Origin of the sequence: Chryseobacterium culicis, assembly GCF_002979755.1 — a bacterium.
In the GTDB taxonomy this organism is placed as follows: Bacteria; Bacteroidota; Bacteroidia; order Flavobacteriales; family Weeksellaceae; genus Chryseobacterium; species Chryseobacterium culicis_A.
Map to the genome: position 1 here is coordinate 2,191,645 of NZ_PCPP01000001.1, position 13,007 is coordinate 2,204,651.

Below are 13,007 nucleotides of genomic sequence, written 5' to 3' on the forward strand. Positions count from 1 at the left end.
GTATGTTTTTAAATTTTTGAAACTTTGTTATTTTCTAATTTGTATTTTTCTCCACTTTCTTCACAAACGGCAATATTTTCTGCATCAAATTGAAGTCTTTGCCCAAATTCACTCATCCATCCCATTTGTCTGGCAGGGTTTCCTACTACCAATGCATAATCCGGCACTTCTTTTGTAACTACAGCTCCTGCCCCAATAAAAGCATACTGACCAATATTATGTCCACAAACAATGGTTGCATTAGCTCCTATAGATGCCCCTTTTCCAACATGGGTTTTCAGGTATTCATTCTTTCTGTTGACTGCACTTCTTGGATTTATTACATTGGTAAAAACCATTGAAGGGCCTAAAAAAACATCATCATCACATGTTACTCCTTCATAGATTGAAACATTATTCTGAACTTTCACATTCTGTCCTAAAACGACTTTAGGAGAGATGACAACATTCTGACCAATATTACATTTTTCGCCCAAAATGCAACCTGTCATCAGGTGTGAAAAGTGCCAAATTTTGGTTCCGTTTCCTATTTGACATCCTTCGTCAATAACGGCTGTTTCGTGTGCAAAAAAATCCGACATATCTGCTTTATATTAATTAAAATAGTTCTTAATCTCTGTAATAATCACATCCAGTACTTCCTGATCAAACTCGGTATGTACAGGAAGAGAAATAACTTCCGTGCAAAGCTGCTCTGTAACCGGAAGACTCAAACCTTCTTCTACATATTGAAGAAAAGCTTCCTGTTTGTAAAGGGGTAAAGGATAATATACCATACTTGGAATATTTTTTTCTGCCAAATATTTCTGCAGCTCATCTCTTTTCCCATTTTCCACTCTAAGGGTATACTGATGAAATACATGGGTAGAATTTCCAGCTCTTTTAGGAATCTGAATTCCCGCAATATCTGCAAGGTTTTCATCATAATAATCTGCCATTCTGTTTCTGGCTGCTGAATACTCATCCAAATGTTTAAGCTTAACTTTTAGTACCGCTGCCTGAATGGTATCCAATCTTGAGTTACAGCCTAAAACTTTATGATAGTATTTCTTTTCCTGACCATGGTTGGCAATCATTCTTATTTTAAGAGCTAAATCATCATCATTTGTCATCAATGCACCTCCATCACCATAGCATCCAAGATTTTTTGACGGAAAAAAAGAAGTACATCCGATATGTCCGATAGTTCCTGTTTTTTTGACCGTTCCATTAGAGAAAGTATAATCAGAACCTATTGCCTGCGCATTATCTTCTATAACAAAAAGGTTATGTTTTTCTGCAAATTCGATAATTTTTTCCATATCAGCACTTTGGCCGTATAAATGAACAGGAACAATTGCTTTGGTTTTTGGGGTCAGGTATTTTTCAAGACCTTCCAGTTGTATATCAAACGTATCTTCATTTACATCTACCATTACCGGTTTTAATCCTAAGAGACCCATAACTTCTGCTGTTGCTACATAGGTGAAGGCAGGGCAAATTATTTCGTCACCAGGCTGCAGATTAAGAGCCATCATGGCAATTTGAAGAGCATCTGTTCCGTTAGCACATGGAATAACATGTTTTACTCCCAGATATTTTTCAAAATCCTGTTGAAATTCTTTTACAGCAGGACCGTTAATAAATGCTGTATTATCAATACATTCCTGGATACTGATGTCTACGTCTTCTTTTATTTTCAGGTATTGACCTTTAAGGTCAACCATTTGAATTTTCATATTTTAGTTTTTTGAGTGCACGTAGAGGTGCATTTTTTAATTCATGATAAGCTCACTTATTTTATTTCCTATAGAAAGGCAGGAAGTAGCTGCTGGAGAAGGAGCATTTCTAACGTGAATAATATTTCCATTTTTCACGATATCAAAATCATCAATCAGTCCTCCATTTCTATCACAAGCCTGAGCTCTTACTCCTGAGCCTCCTACTACAAGGTCACTTTCCTGTATTTCCGGTAAAAGTTTCTGAAGTGCTTTTGTAAATGCAGATTTGGAAAGTGAACGGTGCATTTCTCCCATTCCCGTTTTTCCATATTTTGCTACAATTTTTCTAAATCCTGGCCATAGCATAGTCTGCATGGTCTCGTTGAAATTGAAATCAAAAAAATGGTATCCTTCTTTTTTGAATGCCAGAACAGCATTGGGTCCAGCTTCAATATTACCATCAATCATTCTGGTAAAGTGGACTCCAAGAAATGGAAAACTAGGATCAGGTACTGGATAAATAAGATGTTTTACCAGATATTTTTTTTCGTCCTTAATTTTATAATATTCTCCTCTGAAAGGAATAATGACCACATCGTTTTTTTCGTTGGTCATTTTAGTTATCTTGTCGGAATACAATCCTGCACAAGAAATCAGCTTTTTGGTTTTAAATTCGGAAATATTGGTGTTTACAATAATTTCAGATCCTTTATCAATGATATTTTTTACTTCATTATTAAATCTTACTTCTCCTCCTAATTCTTCAAAAAGCTCTTTTATTTTTTTGGCTATTCCCGGATAGTCAATAATTCCGGTTTGTGGAACTTTGATTGCTTTTACTCCTTCACAGTGGGGTTCAATTTCACGGAACTCTTCTCTTGAAAGGTATTTTAAGTCCTGTAGACCGTTTTCAACTCCTCTTTTATAAATATTATCTAAAAGGGGTAATTCTTCCTGTGAAGTCGCTACAATTATCTTCCCACAAAGGTCATATCGTATTCCGTATTTTTCAGCAAAATTAATGACCGAGTTATACCCTTCAATACAATTTTTTGCTTTGAGACTGCCTGGTTTATAATAGATTCCACTATGGATTACTCCGCTGTTGTGTCCCGATTGGTGCAATGCAACATCGTTTTCTTTTTCCAAAATTAAAATCTTAGAATCAGGATTTTTCAGTTGAGTCTGATAGGCTGTAGCCAATCCTACTAAACCTGCACCAATGATTATAATATCATAGTTCATTATCTGTTATAATCTTGCATCTACCAGATTTCTGTCTAAACATGCTTTGGTATCAAAAACCACGGCATTTTCTTTTTTAAGCTGATCCAGATCCATTTCCAGAAACTCGTTATGAGATACTGCAATTACTAAAGAATCATACTTTTTTCCTTCTTCAAGAGCATCCAGAATATCAATTCCATATTCATGTTTTACTTCCTCTTTACTAGCCCATGGATCATAAATATCAACATTTACTCCGTAGTCAGCAAGTTCTCTATAAATATCTACAACTTTAGTATTTCTGACATCCGGACAGTTTTCTTTGAAGGTAACTCCTAAAATCAAGGCATTAGAGTTTTTGATCACCCCTCCTTTTGCAATAAGAAGCTTCACTACTTTAGCTGCAACAAATTTTGCAATAGAGTCGTTTACACGTCTACCTGATAAGATAACATCCGGGTGGTACCCTAACTGCTCTGCTTTATGGGCAAGATAATAAGGATCTACGGAAATACAGTGTCCGCCTACTAATCCCGGTTTATATTTAAGGAAGTTATATTTTGTTCCTGCCGCTTCCAATACATCATTGGTATCGATACCTACTCTATCAAAAATTAAAGCGAGTTCGTTAACAAAAGAAATATTAACGTCTCTCTGTGCATTTTCAATAGCTTTTGAGGCTTCGGCAACTTTAATGCTAGGTGCTTTATGGGTTCCTGCAGTAATAATTTTCTTATAGAGTTGATCTACTTCTTCAGCAATTTTTTCCGTAGAACCTGATGTTACTTTTTTAACACTTGTAAGGGTATTTACTTTATCTCCCGGATTAATTCTTTCCGGAGAATATCCTACAAAAAAGTCTTCATTAAACTTAAGTGCTGAATATTTTTCAAGAACCGGTACACATTCTTCTTCTGTACATCCAGGAAAAACTGTAGATTCATAAATAATAATATCCCCTTTTTTGATAATTTCTCCTAACATTTTTGAGGCAGAAATCAATGGATTCAGATCCGGAGCATTATATTTATCAATAGGGGTAGGAACTGTTACAATGAATACATTAGCTTCAGAAATATCTGACAGCAGGCTTGTTGCTTTATAGCCTAAAGAACCATTGGATTCCGTATATTTTTTCAGTCCGTTATTTAGTTTATCAACATCGGCTTCTAGCGTTATATCTTTCCCGTTATTAAGCTGGTCAACACGCTGTGCATTAATATCAAAACCAAAAACAGGATAGTGATCTGCAAATTCAAGAGATAAAGGAAGACCTACATAACCCTGGCCTATAACCGCTATTTTATATGGTGTTATCATTAACTAAGTTTATTTTTTATTTTTTGAAACCAAGATTGTTCTGTATGCTGGTTATAACCATAACCATATTTGTTGCTATATCCTAAATTCTCCCTGCTTACATCATTAAGCACAAATCCTACATTTTTGATTTTTTTCTGATCGATATTGCTATTGGCAAAATCTAATAATGCCTTTTCTGTGTATTTAGATCTGGAGACATAAATGGTGATGTCAGAAAGTTCGGCAATAAGGAAAGTATCTGTTACAAGAAGCAATGGTGCGGTATCAAGAATAATATATTCATATTTATCTTTCAATTCGCTTAGAAGGCTCTCATAACGTCCGTTGGATAACAATTCTGTTGGGTTAGGAGGAATCATTCCTGAATAAATTACATCCAGATAAGGGTTAAAAGATGATACATGAATGATGTCTTGAAGTTTAGTCTCATCATTATAAAGATATTCTGTAAGTCCGGCAAGTCCTTTTCTTGCAGGATTATATCTTTGAAGCTGAGGATTCCTGATATCGGATCCGATGATAATTGCTTTTTTCTTAGGGTTTGCCAGTGTTAAAGCTAAATTCACCGAAGTAAATGTTTTTCCTTCTCCCTTTACTGTTGAAGTAACAAATACAACTTTTCCTTTTTTCTCCTTTGAAAGCATGAAATTCATATTGGTAATAAGAATTCTGAATGCTTCCGCCATAGGAGTAATATCATTCATTTTTACTATTTCAGAATCTCCTTTTTCAAGACTTGGTAATTCAGCAATAATAGGTGCATGCACCAGCTTTTCAAGATCATGTTTCGTAACCACTTTATTATTAAATAATTGCAACATGTAAATAATAATAAAAGGAACAAGTAATCCAAGAAATAATGAAGCAAATAAGATCGCTTGGGTCTTCGGTGCTACAGGATTTGCAAAAGCATAAGCCGTATCGATTACTCTTGCTTTTGGTGCTGTAATGGATTGTGCGATAGCTGTTTCTTCCCTTTTCTGTAATAGTAATAAATAAAGGTTTTCTTTAATTTTTTGTTGTCTTTCTATTCCTCTAAATATTTTCTCTATAGAAGGAATTCTGGCTATTTTTCCTGTTACTTTGTTTTGTTCTCCTACATATTCATTTTTGGCAAGTTCTAATCCGTCCTTATTTTTTTGAAGGGTTTGAACCACAGAGGTACGCATTGCATTTATTTGTTTACTAGCCTCAATAACTAAAGGGTTTTCTGTAGTTGCAGATTCCAGCAACCTTGCTCTTTGCAATATTAATTGGTTATAGGAAGTAATCCCTGAAGCAGCTTCAGGATTATTTAGTCCAATATTTACTGGTAAAACCTGATATTGTCCTTGTTTCGACATGAAAGCAATCAAAGAATTTGTCAATTCTATTTGTGCATCAAGATCCAGTTGCTTTCCACGAGCTGCTGCAGAACTTTCAAGATCTATTTTAGCTTCGGTTTCAAGATCAGTAAGATTATTTTTTGATTTAAAACTTTCTTTTTCATTTTCAACCTGGCCAAGTTCTACTGAAAGTTTTCTTACTCTGTCTTCAATAAAATCCAATGTCTTTTTAGACTCTTGGTTTTTATCCAAAATAGCATCATTATTATAAGCAATAACTAATGAATTAAGAATATCTTGTGCCTTTGAAACTACCGGGTAATTCATTGAAAGCCTAAGTACAGTGGCTTCTTTATTCGCTAAATCAACGCTAAGAGCCCCTGTTAAAGAATTAACCTTCGCTTCAACCGATGATACGATTAATTCTAAATTCTTTTTATCAACATTAGGGGATGCTTTAGGGTTATATCCTGCATTTTTAGTGATGATAATATTAGCAAAGGGAAGACTTATCATTCTTCCATAACCAGAAACAATATCCTTTTTTTGTCCTTCATAATGTATCGAGATTTCCTCTCCTTTTAATTCTACATTAATAAGGTTATTTGCACTTTTGGATGTTTTCTCATTTACAACTTTTACTTCAATAGGAGAAGATTCTTTATAAAGCTCAACTCGGCTTACTTTTCCTTTAACAATGACATTGGTCTGAAGGTTTTTATTGATAACCACATCCCTCATCAGTTTTTTTGATTTCAAGACTTCAATCTCATTGGAAATACTATTAGTTTTCATTCCTCCCAATCCTGATAAATCAGAAAGAACTCCTAAATCATTATTTGAAGATGAATTTTTGGAATCTTTTATAAGTAAGGTTGTTTCAACATAATAGACTGGTGTCATAAATTTTATTGCAAAATAGCCTATAGTTAAAGCTATCATAGCACAAAAAATAAACCATGGCCATCTCCTTAAGTATGGTTTGACTATTTCGCTAAAATTAATTTTATTTGAGTTGTTTTCTACTTCAGAAAATTGTGAAGATTGGTTATCCATCAATTTTTTATTTCTTATTAAATAAACTTACTACTACGGCAACTGCTGTAACCGCAATAGAAATGGCGGTCAGATAAAGTCCTGTGTTGGGATTCTGTTTTGCTATAACATCTTTTGTATTGTTTGAAGAAACAATAATAGCATCGCCTTGCTTCAGATTGTAATATGGAGAATTTATCAAATTAGCATCCTGAAGGTTAATACGGCCGTGAGAAACAACCCCATTTTCAGTTCTGACAACCAATATATCTTCTCTTTTTCCATATTGAGTCAAATCGCCGGCCATCCCTAATGCATTTAAGATCGTTGCCTGTCCATTTGCTACTACATAGTCTCCTTGTCTGTTTACTTCCCCTAATATGGTAACTTTAAAGTTAGCAAGTTTTATATTAACTGTTGGATTAATAACGTATTTCGTCATTTTTTCCCTTAGTTCATCTTTGAAGGCTGTCAAACTTTTATCTGATGTACTCAGTTTCCCCAATATTGGAAAGTCAATATTTCCATTTGCATCTACAATATATGTTGGTCCCGACATAATTGTAGAGCCCTGATTAGGAGTATTTCCTCCTGCTATTGCATTGGTCTGGATAAGTTCTGATGAAGAATAATTCTGATTAAAAGGCTTTACAACATCCATATCTTTTGCAGTGATCAGAATAATAAGCTGATCTCCTACCTGGATTGTATTTGCTGAATTTTTAGCAGAGGCACTGATTGCAACCTGTTCTATATTCTGCATATAATTTAAATCATTCTTAGCATTGGGATTCACTTTACAGGAAATCACTAATGAGGATGCCAAAACTACTGCTAATATTTTTCCTTTCATTATATTGTTAAATTGTGCAAATATACATTTATATTTTTTCTATTTATCTAGAGCCTCATAAATTGAATTATTGCTTCGGAATTCTGGAACTATTGTTTTAAGAATCCTTACTACTTCTACTTTATCTCTTCTAAGAGATGCTTTAGTAATTTCTTTAGTAAGCGTATCTATTTCTGTGAATCCCATAGAAGGATCTTTGGAGATCATGATTTTGTCATTATGAGTGGGAAGTGTTTTTGCATCATCACTCAAGAGTTCTTCATACAGCTTTTCCCCAGGTCTCAATCCTGTATAAATGATCTTAATATCAATATTAGGTTCGAATCCTGATAGCTTTATCATTCTTTTTGCAAGATCAATAATTTTAACGGGTTCACCCATATCAAAGACAAAAATTTCCCCTCCTTCTCCCATTGTTCCGGCCTGAAGTACAAGTTCACAGGCCTCAGGAATAGTCATGAAATATCTTACAATTTCCGGATGCGTAATGGTTACAGGACCTCCAGCTTCAATTTGCTTTTTAAAATGGGGAATCACAGAACCGTTGGATCCTAATACATTTCCAAATCTTGTGGTAATAAACTTGGTCACGTTACCTTCTACATTTTGAAGGGACTGAACAAAAAGTTCTGCAGCTCGTTTTGAAGCTCCCATTACGTTAGTTGGATTTACAGCTTTATCTGTAGATACCATTACGAACCTGTTCACTTTATATTTGCTAGATAGCTTTGCAACAATCTTTGAGCCTAATATATTAACAAAAATGGCTTCATGAGGATTTTCTTCTACCAGAGGAACATGTTTATAAGCTGCTGCATGGTATACCATTGAGAAGTTATAGGTCTGGAACAGGGATTCCATTCTGTGATGATTGGAAACATCTCCTAAAACAAATTTGAAAGGAATATGAGGAAATTTCTCTCTCATTTCAAGTTCAATTTCATAAAGCGGTGTTTCTGCCTGATCCAGAATAACAATCAAAGAAGGGTTGAAAAGAGCAACCTGTCTTACAATTTCACTTCCTATGGATCCTGCCCCACCGGTTACAAGTACTGTTTTATCAGAATGTCTGCTTTTAACCTTTTCGTTCTGAATTTTGATAGGTTTTCTATTTAATAAATCCTCAATTTGAAGATTTCTAATCGATCCACCCAAATCACTGTCTCTCAATTTTTGTACAGACGGTGCTTTAAAGACGTTAAGATCCTTCTCTAAGAATAAATTCACCCATGAATTCATCTCATCTCTGGCCATCATCTCTTTAACAATGAGGACACCATCAATAATAAGATCTTCTTTGGAGTTTTCTTCTATTTTTTGTTTTTCATAAATAGGCTTTCCTAGCAGAGACGCCCTTTTAGAATCTGTTCTTTGTGTCAAAAAGCCCACTACCTGATAAGGCAGGCTCGGATTATCAAGAATAGCGCGTGCAATGGCAATAGATTGTTCATCAATTCCCAATACCAGGATTCTTTTTTTCAGTGCACTTCTTCTGTACTCCCTTACAATATGGAAAAACTCTTTCACATATAATCTGAAAAGGAATAATCCCATAAATGAAATTACAAAATAAAGCATCAGATAAGGAGTAAGGATGAACTTACTTCCTGTGGTCCAGAAATAGCAAATATTTACTGTTCCGATAGTCAGCATTGTGCAAAAACAGGATATCAGAAGCTTAAATAAGTCTATAAATGTTGAATGACGAATAATACCGGCATAGGTCTTGAAGACATACATAAAAGCAGCATTTACGAGAATAATAAAAGCGAAAATTAAACTTTTATCATCATGGTAGATAAATTCCTGCTTGGTAATTCTTGCGATAATGTAAGTAGAAAGAAATAAAGATATGACTAGGATAATAATGTCTATTACAAGAATTATCCATCTTGGAAGATATCTTACGTCTGAGAGATTGACAACATTATCCCCTCCAAATATTGTTTTTCTAAGAGAATTGTACATTGTCTATATTGGTGTTCATATTTAATTAAGGTATAATATCTAACTATCCAATCAAAGATAATTCCGATACAATCATACAAAAGTAAAATAAATTTATTTCAATATGCTGAAATCAAAAATAAATTTGATGTTATATTTATAAAATCTAACAATTTCATTGCGATACAGCTAAAGCCACCGACAAAAATCATACCATAAGAATACTTATAAAAATGACATTTATTTGTGAATATTCTTTATTTTAGCTGTTTTTAAAAAAATTATTTATTAAATCTTTATGTATCAATCTTTTTCAATGAACTGATTGTTTTTTTACGAAAAGTCATAAGTCAAGTTTTTTTTTAAATTCGTTAATATTCAGTCAAAAATATCAATTATTTTTTCATATTCAAAACCTTTACTCATTAAATGTTTTATTGTTTTGGTTTTTTTTTGATATTCTTTCAAGCCAGTTTGTCTGGAATAGTAATCTTCAAAAATCTTTCTGATCGTCTTCTCATAGTCTGAATCATCAATCTCATCAAAACATGAGCTGATTAACCTTTCAGAAATCTGTTTCTGCTTCAGATTCATTTTAATTTTGGTCTTTCCCCAGTGCTTGATGTAAAACTTACCTCTGATATAGCTTCGGGTAAATCTTTCTTCGTTCAGATAATTTTCTTTCAGGAGAAATAAAATAATATCTTCTTTTGCTTCCTCAATAAGGAGAAACTCTCTCATCTTCAGCTCCACTTCTGCATGACAACGATCCTGATAAACACAGTAATTCACCAGTTTCTGTTTAATTTCGTCAAAAGTATAAGATTTCTTTTCCATTTGAATAAAAAAAGAATGAGCAGACTGCTCATTCTTTATATGATATTGGAATGCCTGTTAGTAATTAAACAGAGCTTTACCTTCCATTAATTCGTTTACCTTTTTTCTTACAGATCCAAGAACCTCTTCATTTTTGATATTGTCTACTACATCAGAAATCAATCCGGCAATAGTATCCATATCATTTTCTTTCAATCCTCTTGTTGTAATGGCTGCAGTTCCCAATCTGATCCCAGATGTTGTAAATGGAGATTTATCATCAAAAGGAACCATGTTTTTGTTACAAGTAATATCAGCAAGTACTAATGCTTTTTCGGTTTCCTTACCGTTTACTCCTTTATTTCTAAGGTCTACCAGCATCAAGTGATTGTCTGTACCTCCACTTACGATATCAAACCCTCTGTCGATCATCGCTTTTGATAATGCCTGAGCGTTAGATTTAACCTGTTTTGCATATGTTTCGAACTGTACATCTAAGGCTTCACCGAAAGCTACCGCTTTACCAGCAATCACATGCTCAAGCGGCCCTCCCTGAATACCTGGGAATACAGCACCATCCAATACTTGGCTCATCATTTTGATTTCTCCTTTTGGAGTTTTGTGGCCGTATGTATTTTCAAAATCTTTACCCATCATGATCATCCCTCCTCGTGGCCCTCTAAGGGTTTTGTGAGTAGTGGTAGTTACTACATGACAGTGTTCGAATGGTGAGTTTAATAATCCTTTTGCTACTAATCCAGCCGGGTGAGCGATATCTGCCCAAAGAGTTGCTCCAACTTCATCTGCTACCTCTCTGAATTTAGCATAATCCAAATCTCTTGAATATGCTGAGAAACCTGCGATAAGCATTTTTGGTTTTTCTCTTAGTGCAACTTCTCTCATTTGGTCATAATCAATAAGACCTGTTTCCTGCTGAACTCCGTAAGAAACTACGTTATACTGAATACCAGAAAAATTCACTGCAGAACCGTGAGTAAGGTGTCCTCCCATTGAAAGGTCCATCCCCATGATTTTATCACCTGGCTTCAAAACGGCAAGATAAATGGCAGCATTCGCCTGAGAACCGGAATGTGGCTGAACATTCACATAGTCTACTCCGAAAAGCTCTTTAGCTCTGTTAATTGCTAAAGTTTCAACCTCATCTACTACTTCACATCCTCCGTAATATCTTTTTCCGGGATATCCTTCAGCATATTTATTTGTCAGTACACTTCCCATTGCTTTCATCACGTTTTCAGAAACAAAGTTTTCTGATGCGATAAGCTCTAATCCATGAGTTTGTCTTTGTCTTTCCTTTTCAATCAGGTCGAAAATAATATCCATTTTACTTTTAGTTTTTGAAATTTTCACCCCAAATGTACGGAATTTTCGTTGAGATTTCTCTATGGAAAAAATGATTTTTAAACACTAAAAAATAAAAAAACACCTCCTTTTATATTAAAACCGTATCAACTTTTACATTGGTTATTTTAACCATAAAAGACCCAAAAGTTTAAATACTTAAATTTTATAGGCCCCAAATTTATGCATAAAGTACACCTTAGTTTCATAAAAATCTTTGATTTTCATCTTATGTGAAACTTTTCTGCGGACTCATTTTAAACTTACTTAAATGAACTAAATTGTTTTAAAATGAAAACTTTTGTGACTTTTGCGGTTTTTTAAAGTTTAAATAAGAAAGCTATTAAAATTCTTCATCAGAAAGCTCTTTATTTACGACAGCACCAGCAAAACTTCCCTGTGCAACTGCATTGGCTACAGAACGCATCATGGTCACATTATCTCCACAGGCAAAGAGCCCGGGAACATTTGTTTTCTGCATCATATCTACTTTAATAAACCCCTGTTCTGTCAGTTCACATCCCAGATCATCGGATACATTGATATTTTGTTCAAAAGGAATTTTGGCATATAACGCCTGTAAGGGAACTTCTTTTCCGTTTTTGAAAATAATTTTCTGAATGGATCCGTTTTCATGTTTTATTTCTCCAATTTCCTCCTCGTTCAGAATGATTTTATTCTGCTTCAGTTTTTCAATCTGTTCATCAGTAAGAACAGCTTTTCCATTGGTGAATAAGGTGAGGCTTTTGGTCAGATTAAAAATCAGTTTAGAAAATTCGTAGGCCATGTCTCCATTGGAAAGAATCCCGGTTACTTCATTTTTCACTTCATAGCCATGGCAGTACGGGCAATGTATAACAGAGATTCCCCAGCATTCTGCAAATCCGGGAATATCCGGCATAAGATCTTTTACTCCTGATGCCAGGATCAGTTTTTTAGCCTGAAATTTTTCACCGGATGAAGTTTCAATTTCAAAACCTTCAGTTGTTTTTTCTGTTTTCACCACTGTTCCATTGTAAAACCTGACCGTACTGTATTTTTCTACATCTTCTTTTGCCAGCTTTGCAATTTCTGCGGGTGTTTTGCCATCGTGGGTCACAAAATTATGAGAATGAGGAGTCTGCCTGTTACAAGGTTTTCCGTTATCAATAATGAGAATATTTCTTAAAGATCTTCCTAATGACATTCCTGCTGATAATCCTGAATAGCTCCCTCCTATTATAATGACATCAAAGTTTTTGTTTTCCATAGTTCAGTTGATAGTTGATAGTTGATAGTTGATAGTTGATAGTTGATAGTTGATAGTTGATAGTTGATAGTTGATAGTTGATAGTTGATAGTTGATAGTTGATAGTTGATAGTGCAAAGTTAGCATAAAATTTACTAATGCAATAAAGTTGCAATAATGTTTTTTATCTA

At 34.3% G+C, this 13,007-nt stretch carries 10 protein-coding genes; all 10 read right to left on the reverse strand.

Annotated features, from left to right (window positions below; all coding sequences use genetic code 11):
- Positions 1-8: 8 nt before the first annotated feature.
- The 10 genes from CQ022_RS09925 to CQ022_RS09970 all read right to left on the reverse strand — a co-directional run bounded on the left by CQ022_RS09925 (position 9) and on the right by CQ022_RS09970 (position 12,837).
- Positions 9-581, reverse strand: coding sequence for an acyltransferase (locus CQ022_RS09925; protein WP_105681246.1), 573 nt, complete (start codon positions 579-581; stop codon positions 9-11).
- A 12-nt stretch (positions 582-593) separates the two neighbouring features.
- A complete protein-coding gene (locus tag CQ022_RS09930) occupies positions 594-1,718 on the reverse strand; it encodes a DegT/DnrJ/EryC1/StrS family aminotransferase (protein ID WP_105681247.1) in 1,125 nt (374 codons plus the stop codon).
- A gap of 36 nt (positions 1,719-1,754) precedes the next feature.
- The gene (gene lhgO, locus CQ022_RS09935) at positions 1,755-2,945 is read right to left on the reverse strand and encodes an L-2-hydroxyglutarate oxidase (protein ID WP_105681248.1); all 1,191 of its coding nucleotides are present in this window, start codon (positions 2,943-2,945) and stop codon (positions 1,755-1,757) included.
- A 6-nt stretch (positions 2,946-2,951) separates the two neighbouring features.
- Positions 2,952-4,247: a nucleotide sugar dehydrogenase gene (locus CQ022_RS09940; protein ID WP_105681249.1), complete on the reverse strand. Its 1,296-nt coding sequence runs from the start codon at positions 4,245-4,247 to the stop codon at positions 2,952-2,954.
- A complete protein-coding gene (locus tag CQ022_RS09945) occupies positions 4,247-6,631 on the reverse strand; it encodes a GumC family protein (protein WP_105681250.1) in 2,385 nt (794 codons plus the stop codon). Before CQ022_RS09945 ends, CQ022_RS09940 begins: the two co-directional genes overlap by 1 nt.
- A 7-nt stretch (positions 6,632-6,638) precedes the next feature.
- Positions 6,639-7,463 (reverse strand): polysaccharide biosynthesis/export family protein, encoded by an 825-nt coding sequence (locus CQ022_RS09950; protein ID WP_105681251.1) that lies wholly within the window; start codon positions 7,461-7,463, stop codon positions 6,639-6,641.
- 39 nt (positions 7,464-7,502) lie between these two features.
- A complete protein-coding gene (locus CQ022_RS09955) occupies positions 7,503-9,431 on the reverse strand; it encodes a polysaccharide biosynthesis protein (RefSeq protein ID WP_105681252.1) in 1,929 nt (642 codons plus the stop codon).
- A 357-nt stretch (positions 9,432-9,788) separates the two neighbouring features.
- Complete coding sequence (locus tag CQ022_RS09960; RefSeq protein ID WP_105681253.1) at positions 9,789-10,247, reverse strand: regulatory protein RecX; 459 nt, start codon at positions 10,245-10,247, stop codon at positions 9,789-9,791.
- Between the two features lie 57 nt (positions 10,248-10,304).
- On the reverse strand, positions 10,305-11,570 hold the full coding sequence (gene glyA, locus CQ022_RS09965; RefSeq protein WP_105681254.1) for a serine hydroxymethyltransferase: 1,266 nt from the start codon (positions 11,568-11,570) through the stop codon (positions 10,305-10,307).
- A gap of 361 nt (positions 11,571-11,931) precedes the next feature.
- Positions 11,932-12,837 (reverse strand): NAD(P)/FAD-dependent oxidoreductase, encoded by a 906-nt coding sequence (locus CQ022_RS09970; RefSeq protein WP_105681255.1) that lies wholly within the window; start codon positions 12,835-12,837, stop codon positions 11,932-11,934.
- Positions 12,838-13,007 lie beyond the last annotated feature (170 nt).